Annotated in this window: 18 protein-coding genes; 2 read left to right on the top strand and 16 right to left on the bottom strand. The window is 38.8% G+C overall.

Annotated features, from left to right (window positions below; translation table 11 throughout):
* Positions 1-83: 83 nt before the first annotated feature.
* The 14 genes from ACHOLT_RS11635 to xerA form a co-directional block, all read right to left on the bottom strand.
* Positions 84-587: a hypothetical protein gene (locus tag ACHOLT_RS11635; RefSeq protein ID WP_425800788.1), complete on the bottom strand. Its 504-nt coding sequence runs from the start codon at positions 585-587 to the stop codon at positions 84-86.
* A gap of 270 nt (positions 588-857) precedes the next feature.
* Positions 858-1484, bottom strand: coding sequence for a hypothetical protein (locus tag ACHOLT_RS11630; RefSeq protein ID WP_425800786.1), 627 nt, complete (start codon positions 1482-1484; stop codon positions 858-860).
* Between the two features lie 954 nt (positions 1485-2438).
* Complete coding sequence (locus ACHOLT_RS11625) at positions 2439-3236, bottom strand: carbon-nitrogen hydrolase family protein (protein WP_425800784.1); 798 nt, start codon at positions 3234-3236, stop codon at positions 2439-2441.
* A gap of 214 nt (positions 3237-3450) precedes the next feature.
* Complete coding sequence (locus ACHOLT_RS11620; RefSeq protein WP_425800782.1) at positions 3451-3945, bottom strand: hypothetical protein; 495 nt, start codon at positions 3943-3945, stop codon at positions 3451-3453.
* Positions 3946-4190: 245 nt separating this feature from the next.
* On the bottom strand, positions 4191-4709 hold the full coding sequence (locus ACHOLT_RS11615; RefSeq protein ID WP_425800780.1) for a GNAT family N-acetyltransferase: 519 nt from the start codon (positions 4707-4709) through the stop codon (positions 4191-4193).
* A 166-nt stretch (positions 4710-4875) separates the two neighbouring features.
* Positions 4876-5160 carry a hypothetical protein gene (locus ACHOLT_RS11610; RefSeq protein WP_425800778.1) on the bottom strand — a complete coding sequence of 95 codons (285 nt, stop codon included), beginning with the start codon at positions 5158-5160 and terminating at the stop codon, positions 4876-4878.
* 330 nt (positions 5161-5490) lie between these two features.
* Positions 5491-5784 (bottom strand): hypothetical protein, encoded by a 294-nt coding sequence (locus ACHOLT_RS11605; RefSeq protein WP_425800776.1) that lies wholly within the window; start codon positions 5782-5784, stop codon positions 5491-5493.
* A gap of 224 nt (positions 5785-6008) precedes the next feature.
* The gene (locus ACHOLT_RS11600) at positions 6009-6758 is read right to left on the bottom strand and encodes an AAA family ATPase (RefSeq protein WP_425800774.1); all 750 of its coding nucleotides are present in this window, start codon (positions 6756-6758) and stop codon (positions 6009-6011) included.
* Positions 6759-6960: 202 nt separating this feature from the next.
* Positions 6961-7470, bottom strand: a complete 510-nt coding sequence (locus tag ACHOLT_RS11595) for a hypothetical protein (protein WP_425800772.1) — start codon at positions 7468-7470, stop codon at positions 6961-6963.
* 170 nt (positions 7471-7640) lie between these two features.
* Positions 7641-8351, bottom strand: a complete 711-nt coding sequence (locus ACHOLT_RS11590) for a class I SAM-dependent methyltransferase (protein WP_425800770.1) — start codon at positions 8349-8351, stop codon at positions 7641-7643.
* A 147-nt stretch (positions 8352-8498) separates the two neighbouring features.
* Entirely contained in the window at positions 8499-9173 is a 675-nt protein-coding gene (locus ACHOLT_RS11585) for a hypothetical protein (RefSeq protein ID WP_425800768.1), read from the bottom strand.
* A gap of 128 nt (positions 9174-9301) precedes the next feature.
* Entirely contained in the window at positions 9302-10462 is a 1161-nt protein-coding gene (locus tag ACHOLT_RS11580) for an acyltransferase family protein (protein WP_425800766.1), read from the bottom strand.
* Between the two features lie 877 nt (positions 10463-11339).
* Positions 11340-11951 carry a hypothetical protein gene (locus ACHOLT_RS11575; protein ID WP_425800764.1) on the bottom strand — a complete coding sequence of 204 codons (612 nt, stop codon included), beginning with the start codon at positions 11949-11951 and terminating at the stop codon, positions 11340-11342.
* A 215-nt stretch (positions 11952-12166) separates the two neighbouring features.
* Complete coding sequence (gene xerA / locus ACHOLT_RS11570; protein WP_425800762.1) at positions 12167-13324, bottom strand: site-specific tyrosine recombinase/integron integrase; 1158 nt, start codon at positions 13322-13324, stop codon at positions 12167-12169.
* 151 nt (positions 13325-13475) lie between these two features.
* On the opposite strand from xerA, the gene ACHOLT_RS11565 reads away from it, so the two are divergent.
* Positions 13476-13841, top strand: coding sequence for a hypothetical protein (locus ACHOLT_RS11565; RefSeq protein WP_425800761.1), 366 nt, complete (start codon positions 13476-13478; stop codon positions 13839-13841).
* A gap of 222 nt (positions 13842-14063) precedes the next feature.
* Here ACHOLT_RS11565 and ACHOLT_RS11560 read toward each other — a convergent pair whose 3' ends face one another.
* Together ACHOLT_RS11560 and ACHOLT_RS11555 are read right to left on the bottom strand one after the other, a co-directional pair.
* Positions 14064-15740, bottom strand: a complete 1677-nt coding sequence (locus ACHOLT_RS11560; RefSeq protein WP_425800760.1) for an ABC1 kinase family protein — start codon at positions 15738-15740, stop codon at positions 14064-14066.
* A gap of 18 nt (positions 15741-15758) precedes the next feature.
* Complete coding sequence (locus tag ACHOLT_RS11555; RefSeq protein ID WP_425800759.1) at positions 15759-16082, bottom strand: phasin family protein; 324 nt, start codon at positions 16080-16082, stop codon at positions 15759-15761.
* Positions 16083-16440: 358 nt separating this feature from the next.
* On the opposite strand from ACHOLT_RS11555, the gene ACHOLT_RS11550 reads away from it, so the two are divergent.
* A complete protein-coding gene (locus ACHOLT_RS11550; protein WP_425800758.1) occupies positions 16441-17082 on the top strand; it encodes a C40 family peptidase in 642 nt (213 codons plus the stop codon).
* Positions 17083-17157: the final 75 nt, after the last annotated feature.

Here is a 17157-nt window from a genome sequence, read left to right as displayed (position 1 = left end):
TGCGGGAATCCTCGTGTTACACGAAGTCAGTGCCCCGTGACTCAGAGAGGCCACGGACGGCCTCCCCTCAAACCGCTATCAGTTTAAAAGTTCCTTAGGCCTTTACTTACTCTCTGAATAAGTTCGTTTGATAAATTTACCGCTTCTTCTCTATTTACACATGGTGCTGAAATCCACTGATCTTGTTGATTTGCAATTAATTGAATAGTCATCTTTTCGAACATATTACTAATAAATATCATTCCATAATCCTCAGGAATTGGTCCCAAAGATAATAATCCCATGTTATTCTTATTAAATTTAATTGGGTATTTATTTAGAGTAAGGACTTTTTCACCTATCAAAATTGTCCCTTCAAATTCGTCTGCTTCACCGAATAACCCTCTTGAATACTTCCCGCTTATCTTGATATTAATTTGTTCAACAGGCTCAAACTTCCCATTCTTATACATAATTCCACTGTAACTGCGTTGTATTTCTTTAGGTCCGGTGTATCCGATGTAAAGCCAATTACCTAAGAATAAAATAGCCATGATAAGGGCTATGGGTATCATGTGACGATAAATATTTTTGATGTTGTTCAACATGACTCCCCCCTTCTCTTTATATTATGTAGAAATTGATTAGCGTACTATCCTAAGTCTTAACTCACTATTACAAGCGCATGGACGCGCGTCATCTTGCACCGATTTCGTGTAACGTTCCGGATTCCCGACGTCCCCCCGCCTTAGATAGCTCTTATCTTAGCGGGGGGATGTGGTGCCTGAACCTACCCGAAACTTTCCTCTTCAGGCACCCTTGCGGGAATCCATTGTTATATGATGGAGTACGCCCCACGGAGCCTACTTAAATCAAGGCTACTTTCCCTGCAACTCTTTACAAATTGAACTAATACATGATTGTACCCATTCCTTATAATCAGTGTCGACAGTAAATTCAGGCCGAAAATACCAAGTTAGGAAATTATCTGCATTAGTAGGAAATTGTGAATAGTCCCATGCGCCATCGTCAGTATAGATAAGTCCGTCAGTAAGTTTAGCTAATGAAGCTGCTATTAGTCCGTAACATAATGCTATAACACCCGGCTGTCCCGCACTCCTCCTTAGACTCCAATAATGTCCGATCTTCAAACTCTTATTAATCTCATTCTTATAACTTCTTATTTTTACATTGCCTTTAATTTCCTCTTTCCATATATCATAATCGCTCTCTTCAAATGAACTAAAATGGCAATCCGTTCCGCCGTCTATTCCTTTGATATAAAACCATGCATAATAATCGCTATCCCACTTAGCTTCCAAAGGTTGAACATTATTATTGATAATACTTTCATCACTCTTATGTAAGTTAACCCTCAGACCTATATCCTTTTTCAAGCCGATACTTCTTAGAAACGAATTTAAATATGAACTCGATAATTCAACGATCTCTTCGAACGTTGGAATATAATGTGAACCCGGTAAAACATCAAACGTCGTACTCAATGTGCCCACCCGCAATTCTTACTTTCTTTAACCCATGAAAAAATGCTTAAACAAATACGCAGCATAATTTTGCTATAACGCGTACTCTGTCATATAACGTTCTGGGCATTCACGAAGCGTCCTGACCGCATTCATCTTGGCAAGTTTTGTGAATGCTGTGTTATGCGCCGTTGCACATGCCCTTTTCACCTTACTTTATAGTGAAAGTAAATCCAATTAAGATAAGTGATAACAACAATTTAATGTTGTTAACGATAAACAAAGGTAGATTGACGCAAAACTGGTTGGAGTGGTTTAAAACATATTCCCAACTTCTATAGCCGTGTAAAACTAAAATTATTGATAAAACGATTAGGTAAATTGAACTATCCATTACGTTCTTTCGCCAGAAAACATAAATAAGAATAATACCCGTTATAACGTCAACCAGGGCAATCCCGTTATTTTTGAATGTTGACCATATGGATAAACTAGGACTTGGTAAATTCATGCCAACTAAAAGTGCCAGAGCCTCGCCTGATACGATCAATCCCAAAACCATACTAAGCCATCGGGTAACTTCGAAAACCATCTTTCCCCACCACCGAAACACAAAATACATTAACCTAGATCATTTGAAGAAAATAGACACTTTCAAGTGTAAAAGAACACGTTAACCACTAAAGTATCATATTGAAATGTTGATTCACCCATTCTTATAGGACAAGTGAATTAAGTACGATTTCATTTCGAAAGGTTTGAGACCCGATACTTAAACAGCTACGACCCCTAAATATTTCTCAATGGCGCATAACGTTTCGGATTCCCGACGCGCCTCAAACCACTTGCATATTGGCAAAGTGTCGGGAATCTTTTGTTATACGAAGCCGTACGCCCCGTGATTCAGAGGCCGCCATGGACGGCGGCCCCTTGAACCTCCGTATATATTAGTAAGCTATATAAGAAAATTGTTTACTAAAGGATGCAGTTACTTGTATCTCTTCCAATTAATTCGAGAGAATTTTGAATTCGCCCTTTAGCTCCAAAATCAATCTCAGGGGAATTATAATCATAAACAATAAGACATTCCTGATTCCTCGGTGCCTCATTCACAATACGTCCGTTAAAATCAATGACTGCTGTTGGTGCAGTTTGATATTTTGATATGCTATTAACCGATATTACAGTCATTACATTTTCTACAGCTCTTGTGACAAGATGAGATTTTATTATATTATATCGTTCCAATGAATCATTTTCTGAAACATCGCAAAAGCTTACAAAGCATAGTTGCACATTTGACTTAAACAACTCTCTAAAGTATTCAGGAAATCTAACTTCAAAACAAATTCGAAATCCTACTTTAATATCGTCAATTTGGTATATACCTTGTGTTTCTCCTTTTGTAAAATTATCCAAGTCCCATCCCCATAACGCTCGCTTGTCATAATTTCCAATAATATTACCATTTGGACCTATCAATTGAAGCGAGTTGTAGTGGTGGAAAGCCTGTCTTCTAATTGTACCCAAAGCAATATACATATCATGTTCTTTAGCAAGTTGCCTAATTTCATGCATAAATGAGTATATAGTTTGAAAATCAATATTTTCTATTTTAGGTGTTTCAACAGGTGGGTATCCACAAGTTGCACATTCTTGAAAAACAAGAAGCCTAACTTTATTTTGAGAAGCGCCTTCAATAGCTCTATTAATAGCTTTGTAGTTGTCAGTTATGTTTGAACTGCCAGAAAACTGAAAGACCCCGACTCTCATCCGTTCTTTCCCCTCTTCCATTATAGTGATAGTTGCTTCGCAATATCTTACGAGTGCACACTAATCACCAGTAATTCGTAATCCGTGCATGGACGCGCGGCCTTTGCGTACGGTTTCGGATAACGTCCCGAGGAGTCCCGCAGCGTCCCAACCACATTCATCATCCTCTAGTTGCAGGACTCCTCTGTTATACGATGTGTCCAGCTTAAGATACTTACTTATAAATAGAGATTAACACTTTGTTTTTACCTATATCTTGAATCTTTATCTTCGCATTTTCTTGTCCAATTCCAACATATATAATTGCCAATGAATCATCTGGGGGAAATACTCCCTGTACAGATTGTATTGGCCCAACTGTATCTTGAAAGATCATCACTTCTCCAAACTTCTGCTTAGGGGTAAGCTCTGGTATTATGTCGTGTAACACAATTTCATATTTATAACCTTTAAACAAAGGGTCATTCTCTTGTCTTTCCCCTTTCCATACTGGTTGATTAGGTAATAGAAGATTAGCTTCGATCTGTTTATTTAAAGAAATAGAGTTAGATAAATTTAATATGATGTCTTTCTGACTCTGAACTGATAATTCAGTCAACTTCGCATGACGAATCTCCCTAGAATTATCTCTGGCATTGCTATTTAAGGAACATCCTCCTAGCAAAAGCGTTATCAAGATTATGAAAACGATCGGTTTTGCTCTAAGCATCTAAGTACCACCTCCTTAGAGATAACAGACCTCAAACATTTGCATTCACAAATGATTCAAGCAACATTAAAAGTACTCCGAAATGGACATATCGTATAACGGACGGGATTCCCGACGTCCCCCCGCCTTAGATAGCTCTTATCTTAGGCGGGGGGATGTGGTGCTTGAACCTTCCCCAAACTTTTAACATCTGGCACCCTTGCGGGAATCTAATGTTATGCGATGCGCCGATGAACTGCCACAGATTAAATATTATTTATCTCTATTTTAAAACTGTACCCATGTATGTCGAAACCCAAAGATTCATAAAAAGAGTGTGCATCTTTTCGTTTAATGTTACTCGATAATGTAAGTTTATAACAATTTGCTTCCTTGCAACGTTCAATTGCAAATCGTAACATTTGTCTACCTATACCTTTTCTCCGCCAAGAAGTATCAACCACTACGTCCTCGATAACTCCCGACGAAGCTCCCAGATGTCCCAAATTCTCCATAACAAGCAAAGCGAACATTCCAACAACACTTTCACCAGCCATTGCAAAATAGATCTTGTAATTAGGGTAAAGATTAATTCTATTATAAATTCCCTTTGCCTTATCCATGTCTAATATCTGGCCGTTATCTAATTGAGAACACAAGGAAAGGATGTCAGGCAAGTCCTTTTCCAAGGCCTCTCGAATTTCCACGTTCAATTCTTCTATGACCTCCTTCAGGCGTTTCGCATAACGTCTCGCAGGTTCCCGCTGCGCCCTAACCACATTCATCTATTCTAAGTGGCGGGAACCTGCTGTTATCCGATGCCGTACGCCCCCAGATTCAGAGGCCGCCATGGACGGCGGCCCCTTGAGCTCCGTCCCATTTAGTACGCTATATAAGAATGATGCGTCGTAATTAATGTGATAGTAGTGCTTAAATGTATTCTTTCTTAAATTAGAAAGCATCTATTTTAATGCCAACTACAATTGTATGAATCATAACAAAGAATAAAAAAGCAGCTGCTCCGAAATATCCTAATTTATATTTTTCTTTTTCCTGTGAAATAGTCTCCATACCCATAAATAGCATCATTAAGCTAAGACTTCCTGGCATAAAAATTCGAAGGAACCAGTTTTCTATATTAAAGAATGACAGAACCGCAAAAATCAATGTTGTAACGGAAAAAAATTTATATAAAATTCTTAATAGCCCCTTTTCCAACACGAATTTCATAAACATAAACCACACCTTCTTTTTGCTACGCTTTATGCTATAAATGCGTAGCCTCCACTAATCCCTAATCCGCGCATGGACGCGCGGCTCTGCGTACGGTTTCGTATAACGTTCCAGATTCCCGACGTCCCCCAGCCTTAGATAGCTCTTATCTTAGGCGGGGGGATGTGGTGCCTGAACCTTCCCGAAACTTTTCCCCTTCTGGCACCCTTGCGGGAATCCATTGTTATATGATGTCCGTCAGAAATACCCCAAGATGTATATTAACCAAAGCTTCCAAATCCTCACGATCAACCCGAAACATACATATCTACTGACGAAACGGAAACATGCATATCAATCTATGTATTTTACAAAGTGTTTTGATGCATTATTTGACTCTACAAAAACTATTAGAGATCTACCGTCTTTATTGATTCCTTCAATAACAAAGTAAACTGGATTTTCATTTTGATTTACAAAGTCCTCGCTAATGTGTTTAATATCTGATTTTAAAATTTTAACCATATGATAATAATCCGTTGCTACTTTCTCTGCCTGTTCCATCGAAACCGAAGGACCAACTTTCGTAGCCTTTGAACAACCTACCAACAGCAAGATTACAATCAGAATACTAAGCCATTTCTTCATAGGTTTACTCCTTTCCTTAATAGAATCAGAAATAAACTTATGCGCCAGATTTTAGCAAAAAAATAAAAAATACTAGGATATCATATAACGTCCCCGGCATTACCGCAGCGTCCTAACCACATACATATTGACTAAGTTGAAGTAATGCCGTGTTATCTGATGCCGAACGCCCCGCGGAGCCGAGTCGGCCACGGACGGCCGACCCTTGCATAGCATTCCTTTTATTATTCCAATAAAATATTAAGCATCTTCTGTTTATTATTTAGAAAAGAACTCATAGCTTGATAATGTTCCGTATCTTCATACTTAACTTGGTCAAACCCTTCTCTAATTTCATAGATCCAGGCATGTGGATATGCCATTATAATCGGCGAATGAGTAGCAATAATGAATTGACAATCCTCCCTAACTAATTCATGCATCCTTGTAAGCATCGACATTTGTCGTGAAGGTGATAATGCTGCTTCAGGTTCATCTAAAATGTATATTCCCTTTCCGCTAAATCTATTTTGAAACACAGCAAAGAATGACTCCCCATGGGATTGCTCATGTAATGATCGACCACCATATGACTTGATCAAACGCATCTCTTCAGGTAAATCTGCATCCAAGTCATCAATATTTGAAGCAAAATTATAGAAACTTTCTGCCCTTAAGAAAAACCCAGTTTGAGGTCTTTTAGTACCTTTAACCACTTTTATATAGCTACTTAAATCAGAATGGGTAGCTCTAGAAGAAAAATTGAAATTCTTAGTTCCTCCTTCAGCATTAAATCCGTATGCAACAGCTATCGATTCTAAAATAGTCGACTTTCCGGAACCATTCTCTCCAATAATAAATGTGACTTTTGGATGAAAGGTAAGTTTATCTAAATTCTTTACTGCCGGTAAATTAAATGGATATTCGGAAAATGATGGAACGCTGTCCCTATCTAATTCAATATTTCTTATGTACTGGCTATAGTTCGATTCCATTACATCATCCCCATTAATATAAACTTCAAATCTTTTCTCAATAATCCGCGACACGATGTCGCGGCCGTGCGTTCGGTTTCAGATAACGTCCTGAGAATTCCCGACGCATCATAGCTCTTTCATCTTTGCAAAGTGTCGGGAATTCTCTGTTATACGAAGGACCATGCCCCCAGACTCAGAGGCCACCATGGACGGTGGTCCCTTAAAACATTTCTACAAAGCATATCTGTTTCCACCAATCATCCGTATATTCATCCACTGAAACCATAATATCTAAATTATTTCTATTAAGTGTATCAAGATACTGATGTGCTCCTTGTCCTAATAGTTCTCTGTCATCTTTAACATTAAATCCTGATATCAAAGAAGCAAATTCTTCCCATTTGTGCTTCGGTAATACCCAATGAAATACATTGTCCCCTGCAACATTCTCTAAGTATTCATCGTTTTCACTCACGAACCCATAAAGTTCAATTCCTTTATAAGCCTTTATAAATTCCAACTTATCAAACGTTATTTCTTTTGATTTACCATTTGCCAAGTCAGAAAACGTATTTTCAAGCTTCTTAATGGCTTTCCTTTCACCTGAGAACATAATCATTGTTTCCCCATATACCCATTTAGGAAAAAACCCAAGATTTATTATTGAACCCATAAAATACTCCCCACAAGTTTTATATCCTACTATTTCTTCCCTATAGCTCCGCGCCATGGACGGCGCGGCCTGCATGGTCTTTCGTATAACGTTTTGAGGGTTTGCGATGTCGGGTTATTACCTAAAATGCTCTACCCCGATGTCGCAAACCCTCTGTTATATGCCGTGCCACGCTTTTTACTCAGAGGCCGCCACGGACGGCGGCCACTTGAGCCTTTTTCATCATCTTATCCACGCTTGGTTCTTTGCAAAATAATATGATGAAAAGATGCAATTGCCTTAAATTCCTCTATGTCGCTCACCCTTGTTTCTATGGCAAGCATTTTCTTTTGCCATTCTATATCCTTGTGAATCTCCTGATTCTGTTGTAAATCCCAGAAAGTCCGGATACCATGAACTTCATTAATTGAAAATACATTTGACCATTTAATTATGTCCTGATCATCATAATAATTGATCCTTCCAAATTTCTGTGCATATCCAGATTTCCCATTAAGCAAATCATTGGCATGTTCAAAATTATTGAGAAGAACAAGCATTTGCATAACTCTGCCATAACGGTTATGTTTAACGACTGAAAGGATTCCGCCATCTTTTAGAATTCTTGCAAATTCTCTTACAATATGTAAACGCTCCTCTACATACTCTAAAACATTATGGCAGAGAACAATATCAAAAGAACTACTTTCTATTTTTTCTAATGCGTTTAAGCTTCCTTTTATCTGAAGATATTGATTATCCTCAATCCGACTATTTATCATATCATCAGAAGGTTCTATAGCAACTACATCATTGTCAACAGCAAAATGATTCGCTGTAATCCCTACACCACTTCCAAAATCGAGTACTCTTTTATTATTAATAAAGGAAAGTTGCTGCCATATCATTTCCTTCTGTAACAATTCCGATGGATCCATTTTATTATCACTTTTAAGCATAAGCTATTGCTCCTTGTTCCGCGCATGGATGCGCGGCCTTTTGTGGCATGGCATATAACGTTTTGGATTCCCGACGCGCCTCAACCCGCTTGCATATTGGCAAAGTGTCGGGAATGTGTTGTTATGTGATGCAATCGCCTTGTAAATCTAGCCATTATCTTTTAATGCTTCTTTAACTAATGTTCCAAAGTCAGCAGGTAGCATAAATTCATTTGAGTATTGGCCTGATTCCGACCAATAGGCCCCCTTAAACTCAGATCCGTCCTTAAGGTGATAAGAAATAAAATACCGTTTCCCAGTTCGCTCACTTCTACTTGAAGGATTTACTGGAGCCTTCAGTAGCATATCAACCATTTCGTTTATTTTTGTGACATCTCGAATGGCAACAATCTCTTTATCGTTAGTCTCATCGCTTATCCCGATATATTCTACTTTGTTGAAAATGTCTGCTATATCTGCTCCAATCTTTGCATTTGGGTTATTAAATACCTGATACACAACTATGTTATTCGAGGATCGAACAGCAATACGAAAGCTACTCTTGTAACCGTTAACCGTATAAATTGGACTGCCCTTCTCTAAGAAAGCAGCGTCCCCATTCTTAGCTTTATAATTTGGATCGTTAATATTCCCGGATAATCTAAACTTAACCTCTCCAATCTGAGAGCCTAAATTGTTAGCATCAATCGAATAGTTATTGCGTAAATACTGAATATCATTTAGCTTAACAAAATCCACCCAATCAATAACTGTCTGGGATATGCCACAACCGCTTAACATAACTATCAAAGAAATAAGTACCAGAAATAGTCGCTTAAACATAATCTCTCCAGACACCTCCCCGAAACGATTGTGTCACATAACGTTCCGGGCATTCACGAAGCGTCCTAACCGCATTCATCTTTGCAAGTTTCGTGAATGCCGTGTTATATGATGCGGCGCGCCCCAAATTACATCGAGAGTTTTTCTTTTGCCTTGGGAGCAGATCCTGCCTTAACTCCAAAAATCCACCTCGTTACACCAAAACGTCTAATAACCAAATCGTAAATAATTAGGCAACTGAAAAAAGATAGAACCGTAATACTAAAAAACTTCGGAACCAAACCAAGACCAATACGTACCACCAAAAAACCAATTATCAGCAAGACTGTTTGATGGATAACATAAATGGGAAAAGCCGCTTGGTTCATGTAAGCTAGCCATTTACTACTTGAGTTCAAATACTTTTGCCCATATCCCAAAATGACTATTAACGTTAGCCATAACGCCAAGTTACGTATAAATGCCAACATAACTGATTCCGGTGACCAGTCTGGGAAACCTGAAAGCTTGGACAATAGTAACAAATACAATGGTAAATAGGGAATCAAAAACAACAAGACCTTAGACTTCAGCCGGTGGATCATTGTATTAAAACGTTCGTCAGCACAGGTAATGTACCCAGTGAGGAAAAGAAAAAAGAAGAAAAATGGATTTTTACCTCCCGGCGCTGGCAGAGCCTCGGTAGCCGTGAGGAAAACAAAGCCCAATATATATGCCCATGGTTTACTAAAAGTTGACCAGAACCTAGCTAAACCTCTTTTTCCACATTCCGTTTTCAAAGCTAAGAGGAGCGGTAATCCTAACAGGGAAAAGATAAATAAGTACAGGATAAACCACAAGTGTGCAGGAGTGAACGTTCCAAAGTAGCCACTCAAATCACTGAAGTCACGGAAATAACTGTTTAGAAATTGAAAATAGGTTTGGTTGTAGCCCGGATTGCTGAGTTTCGCCAGGTATCCTTGGGGTGGAACAATAATCAGGATGCCAAAGAGAAAGGGTATTAAAAGTCTGCTCATGCGTTCCTTAACGTATTGCAATCCATCCCTAGAATCTAAAGCATACCAACTTGAAGCACCTGCCAGCCAAAACATTAGTGGCATGAACCAGTAGCCTACTATTACAATAAACCAGCTTAAACCCCAACTAAGATCAATGTTCTTAACATAGTTCGGTTCCCAAAAGTCAAATATCCGAGCCGAATGAAAAGGAAAAAGCAACAAGATCACGAAAATACGAAGCCAGTCTATATCATATCTTCTCGCTGATCTAGGGTGGTTCTTAGCTCTCAATTAAACAACTCCCCCAAAGCTCGCTATTCATGCGCCGTTTCATATAACGTTCTGGGCATTCACGAAGCGTCCTGACCGCATTCATCTTGGCAAGTTTTGTGAATGCTGTGTTATGCGCCGTTGCACATGCCCTTTTCACCTTACTTTATAGTGAAAGTAAATCCAATTAAGATAAGTGATAACAACAATTTAATGTTGTTAACGATAAACAAAGGTAGATTGACGCAAAACTGGTTGGAGTGGTTTAAAACATATTCCCAACTTCTATAGCCGTGTAAAACTAAAATTATTGATAAAACGATTAGGTAAATTGAACTATCCATTACGTTCTTTCGCCAGAAAACATAAATAAGAATAATACCCGTTATAACGTCAACCAGGGCAATCCCGTTATTTTTGAATGTTGACCATATGGATAAACTAGGACTTGGTAAATTCATGCCAACTAAAAGTGCCAGAGCCTCGCCTGATACGATCAATCCCAAAACCATACTAAGCCATCGGGTAACTTCGAAAACCATCTTTCCCCACCACCGAAACACAAAATACATTAACCTAGATCATTTGAAGAAAATAGACACTTTCAAGTGTAAAAGAACACGTTAACCACTAAAGTATCATATTGAAATGTTGATTCACCCATTCTTATAGGACAAGTGAATTAAGTACGATTTCATTTCGAAAGGTTTGAGACCCGATACTTAAACAGCTACGACCCCTAAATATTTCTCAATGGCGCATAACGTCCCGAGGAGTCCCGCAGCGTCCCAACCACATTCATCATCCTCAAGTTGTGGGACTCCTCTGTTATCTGAAGGATGCCGACCCTTGACTCAGAGGTTGCCATGGACGGCAACCCCTTGAATATAATTTCGAATCACTTCCTTATATCAACAAATGAAGCATCATTAAAAACGCTTCCGTATCTTCTTAAGTCATTTAAATCACTTTGTAATACACCGTTATTGTCATAAAGCTCAAGAACCTCAACATTAGTTAACGATTTCGAATAAATAATATAGCCTTCTCCAACATTTTCCTTAATAATTTCTCCGTTTTTAAACTTCACTAGGATGTTTTGTATGTTCACAGGTTTCTTAGTGTCGGTCTCCATCTCCCATTTCGTCTTATTAAAATTTCCAAAAACGATGGTATTATTTTCATACTGAAGCACATTTGCACTAAAACACATACTCATAGGGGAAAAACCGGTTGCCCTTTTTTCGATTTTCATATCGCTACTTATTAAAAATAGCTCAGTATTTGAATGCCCATCACCAGAGTATTTTTCTGTTAACATCAACGTTTTATCACCTATTGTCTTCTGAGAAAATATCTTCATGTCACCTTTGTTTGATGGTTCGACACTCTTGTAATATGAATTAATAATATCAGTAATGGTTCTATTATTAGAAGGCTCGGAACACCCAGTCAAACTAAAGAAAGTGGTTAGTATGATAAGACCTATAAATAGTCGCTTTCCTCCCATAAAATTACTCCTTGCTCTAACATGTAATTTACCGTTTCGCGCCATGGACGGCGCGCTCTCAGGCATCTTTCAGATAACTACCGTATCTCCGAATAATATATTCGCAAAATCTCCAAATATTGAGGGATTTGCGAACCTGTTTCGTATATCTTTATTTTAGCTGACAATGTTTTCCCTTATATAAATCCAGTATAATTTCTTCATATTTACCCAACTCACTTCAAATCTAATGAATCTGCTGGGCTTTGTATTTTTGTAATACTTTTTTCACTCACATGGGTATAGATTTCAGTAGTTTTTGAATTTGAATGACCCAGGAGTTCTTGGATATATCTTAAATCGGTTCCCGCCTCTAATAAATGTGTTGCAAATGAATGCCTAAGTGAGTGTACAGAAACATCCTTCACTATTCCCGCTCGTTTGCATGCCGTTTCAAATACCTTCTGGGCACTGCGTTCAGAAAGATGTTTTTCCTCAATTTCACCTGGGAAAAGCCAATCTTTCAACCGATATAGCCTCGCATATTCTCTAAGCATTTCTAAGGTAAGCGCGGACAAAAGGGTATATCGATCTTTTCTCCCCTTTCCCTGTTTTATATGAATCAACATACGATCACTATCAATATCAGTAATTTTTAGGTTAACAACTTCACTTACCCGTAAGCCTGCTGAATATGTTACTAACAGAAGAACCCGGTGTTTCATATTGGAAACAGAATTAAGAATAGCGTTTACTTCTTTTTGACTAAGTACCTCGGGAAGCTTATGTACTTTTTTAGGTCTTGGTAAATCAGAAGTTTTATTTCGATGTTTGAGTACATCATAAAATAGGAATTTTATAGAGCTTATTGCTTGGTTAGCGTAGGCATGTGATTTAGCTTTCTCATCAAGCAGCGAAACAAGATATTTTCGTGTATCTTCTTCGGATAAATCATCGACATCTTTCTGAGTGTATATAAGGAAGCGCTGAATATGTCCTAAATAGGCTTTCAGCGTTTGACGACTATACCCCTTAAGTTTTAGCTCTTCTTCACTTCTTTTGAGCACATTTTTATACCATGAATCGCTTTTAGGCAAGAGTTTTAATTCGACCATTAATCTTTCTGTATCCTTTTCAATAATTAAATCCTCATTTTCAAAAACCTTAAATAACTTTGCTACCGTCTGTGCATCAAGAGGAATAGTCCAATATCTTTCAATTGAATGCCACTGTCTACCTGATATTGTTCTTATTCTGCTGACACGTTCAGAAGTGTATTCAAACCGTATGATTAACCTATCTTGAACACTTTTATTGATGCTGATATACAAAGCCAACGGCATCGCCCGCCCATAAATAAACTTTATAGGTATATTTCTCCATTCTTTTAGCAAATCCTTCTATTTTCTTCGTAATCTACGATCCTTCTTCCATGCAATTTTTGCATAGAAAGCCTTAAAATAGCCGAACCTAAAAAAGTTTAAAAATCAATTGGGTCTCGATATAAATCTTAGCTCACTACAATGAGATAAGGAGGTAAGGATAATGGGTGAAAAAAATATCTTAGCGTATTTTAAGACCCTGGATCAAGCTGAACAGGTAGCCAACCAGATGAAGAGTATAGGAATTTCTGATGTTCAGATTGATCGAATTCATCAATATACTGAAGGTACAGCCGATCACCTGATGAATCCTGCTACAGGGCAAATCGGAAGTTTATCCGATCTAACGATTGGCGATATCAGCGGGAACGTTGGTCCATTAACTGCAGCAGACACTTCTGCCAGCGGAATGAGCAATGGCGGCGGCTCTTTCGTCACCGGTCGAGATGTGCTTTTAGCAGCTATAGTTGATGAATCCCAGTTCGAGTCTCTCCGTGACCAAATTCGTTCGAACGGTGGCATAATTTAATTTATTAAGCTCAAACAACGAACACCACATCATCACTTAAATTGATGGTGTGGTGTTCGTTTTGTCATCAGAGATAATAAGGTTCTATAATAAACAAGATCATCAGATTCAGAATTAAGATTGATGTTAAAAGTTAATATTTTTAAGTCCATGAATTTGAGAATGGCACTCTATTGCTTCAGTTTAGCTCTATTTAGACTTAAACTTAAGTTATGGCCTAAGTTAAAATCGACCGGATCGGAAAATAGACACCATGAGCAAACCAAACATTAGAAAAGCAAAAACGAAACCGATATCGATTGCCGGAATATGCCAAAAGAGTATGGGCTGACGCCCAAGAGCGGAGGCGATGATCAGTCCTGTCATAATAATACTGAAAGAAAGAAGGATGATGCTGAACGAGAGCTGATTGCTCACCCTATCAATCTTTCGTAAGAAACTGTCCATTTCCTTCGTTACAATTTCAAAGCGAATCTTTCCTCCCTGGACTCCCCGCAAAAATTCTTTGAGCTGCTGCGGAAACTCCACAACCAAATCCGCGTAATCTCTGAAATTATCCCAGGCTTTCTCCGCCATAACTTTAGGGTGCAGCCGTTCTTTTAACAGCTCTTTTCCATAGGGTTCTGCAAGGTCAATAATACTTATTTCCGTATCGAGCTGCTCAACTATTCCTTCTAAGCTTAAAAGGGATTTGCCTAGCATGACTAAATCCGTAGGAATAGTTATCTGATGGCGGAAGGCGACCGTGAAAAGATCATTGACCGCCTCTCCGAGATGAACTTGGCTGAGTGCTACATCAAAATATTTATCTCTTAGGGCATCAACATCCCTGTAAAGATGCTTCATGTCGATTTCCGGCGGAACGATTCCCATATCAAGAACGGCTTCAATCATATCCCTCGTTTTTTTGCGCATCATGGCAATGACTAAGGACGAAAATTGGTATTTCATTTCCGAGTTAAGCCGTCCGACCATACCAAAATCAATCAGCGAAACAACTTGTCCAGGCAAAACAAAAATATTGCCGGGATGGGGATCTGCATGAAAAAAGCCATTGATAAGAATCTGCTTAAACAAGGCTTTGACTAAATTTTCAGCAGTTGTTTTAAGATCATACCCTAATGCTTTCAGTTCATCAATCTGGCTTAATTTAATGCCTCGAATGAATTCTAACGTCAGGACCTTTTTACTCGAGTAATTCCAATATATTTTGGGAATATAAACTTCCGGCGTATCCTCAAACTGTTTTCCGATCTTCTCCGCATTACGGCCTTCGATGCTGTAATCCAGTTCCGCCCGCAAAGATCGCGCAAATTCCTCAGCCATTTCCCTTAAACGATAATATCGTGCCCATTCGAGACGGCGTTCAGCAATAGATGCGAGATCCATCAGAATTTCCAGATCAGTTTGAATAACTTGTCCAATTTGAGGGCGTTGAACCTTAACCGCTACTTCTTCTCCCGTTTTAAGTACCGCCAAATAGACTTGTCCGATGGAAGCCGCAGCAAGAGGTGACTCGTCAAATCGCTGAAAAATCTCTAAAGGTGTTTTCCCTAGTTCCTGTTCAATAATTTGACTTGCCTCGTCGTGCGGAAACGGGGCAACTTGGTCTTGCAGCTTCTCTAACTCCCGAATGAGAAAATCAGGCAAAATATCGGGGCGTGTACTGGCAATTTGCCCTAATTTGACATAAGTTGGTCCTAACTCTTCAAGCGCAAAACGCAGACGTTCTCCCATGCTTTGCGGATCGATTTCTTCTTGTCTCGTAAAAATCCGTTTCGGTAAAGACAACAAATTAGTAAGCCCCATCTCTTCGAGGATGAGGCCAAATCCATGTCGAGCAAGAACCGAAGCAACTTCTCGATAGCGATTTAAATGGCGGATTCTCCTACCGATCATTTGTGTTCCCCTAATTCATCAGTCACTGCCTGGAGTATGCCCCTGAACATTTCCGAGTTGATTCTCCAAGTTGGCAATTCTCTTTTCTAAGCGGTCGATATCGGCTTGAGTCGGTACATTGAGTTCATCAAGAAGCTTTTGCATCTGTTCTTTAATTTTTGAGTTGAATTCTTTCTGCTGCTCTTCTCCTTTTTCAACCAGCTCATGGATGAGATCTTTAGATTCGGCTACAGATACGTCACCCTTTTTAACCAGTTCATCGACTACTTTTTCTATCTGCTCTTTACTGACAATCGCAAGTCCTAAACCTAAGGCTAACCCTTTTTTCAAAAGATCCATCATGATGCTACCTCCCTAAACAATTTGAGCGTTCAGCTCATTATTTTTATATACTCTTTCTCCATCTGCACTCTTTTTCCTTCTCGTTATCATTTTGTATTCTGCTGATTCTATTATGAACGAACCCAGCAAAAATATAAGCATTTTATTGATATAAGTAAGTATTACTTAGTTTTACCGTTTCTTTTTTGTTCCTATATTACCATAAATTATATAGGGACATGCCGGATCGTATGTCTTATACTAGAGGCAACAGACAACTTAAATCTCAGCGATGAGTTGTTTCATAGTCCTTCCTTCAATAATGCTATGCACTTAAAAATTTAGTTTTAGATTGAATAAACAGGGAAAGGAGTTTCAGATGAAGAAGTACTTGAAGAGTTTGAGTTTCGCTTTAGTTTCAGTTCTATCCATAAGTTTATTTGTTGGCACATTAACTGCGGCACCGCGCACCATGTCAGACATTCTCACCGAAGAGATTTCTCAAGCCGCTTCTGTTTCAGTGCCCACCGTTTCTGAAAATCCAAATCCGACACCAACTCCGCAACAACCTGAAACTGTAAATACGCCCGCTCCGGTTCGTACTCATTCTCAAACTACGTCGGTATCTCGAGGCTCATCCTCATCTTCTACATCTAATCGAAGTACTGCCATTATTTCAACTGCAAAACGTTATCTTGGAGTTAGCTATGTTTGGGGCGGTACTACACCCAGCGGATTTGATTGTTCCGGATTTACACAATATGTTTTTGCTCAGCACGGGATTTCGCTTCCGCGAATTTCACGGGATCAATTTAATTCGGGGGCCCATGTCTCTCTAAATAACCTTCAACCTGGAGATTTGGTCTTTTTCTCACTGGATCAGGATAAAGTCATTGACCATGTTGGAATTTATACTGGAAGCGGACAATTCATTAATGCTTCCTCCTCAAAAGGGGTAACGATTTATTCGCTTGGGTCCTATTGGAGTTCTCATTTAATCGGAGCGACTCGAGTACTCTAAAGCATTAAAGCTCCACAGCCCTCACTTTTCATGCTCTTTAAGCGTATGCTAAAAGAGCATTTAAAAAGGGGGCTA

Origin of the sequence: Desulfitobacterium nosdiversum (genome assembly GCF_049860565.1) — a bacterium.
Taxonomy (GTDB): Bacteria; Bacillota; Desulfitobacteriia; order Desulfitobacteriales; family Desulfitobacteriaceae; genus Desulfitobacterium_A; species Desulfitobacterium_A nosdiversum.
Note: the sequence above shows the minus strand (reverse complement) of the source record. Positions and strands in the feature narration are given on the sequence as shown.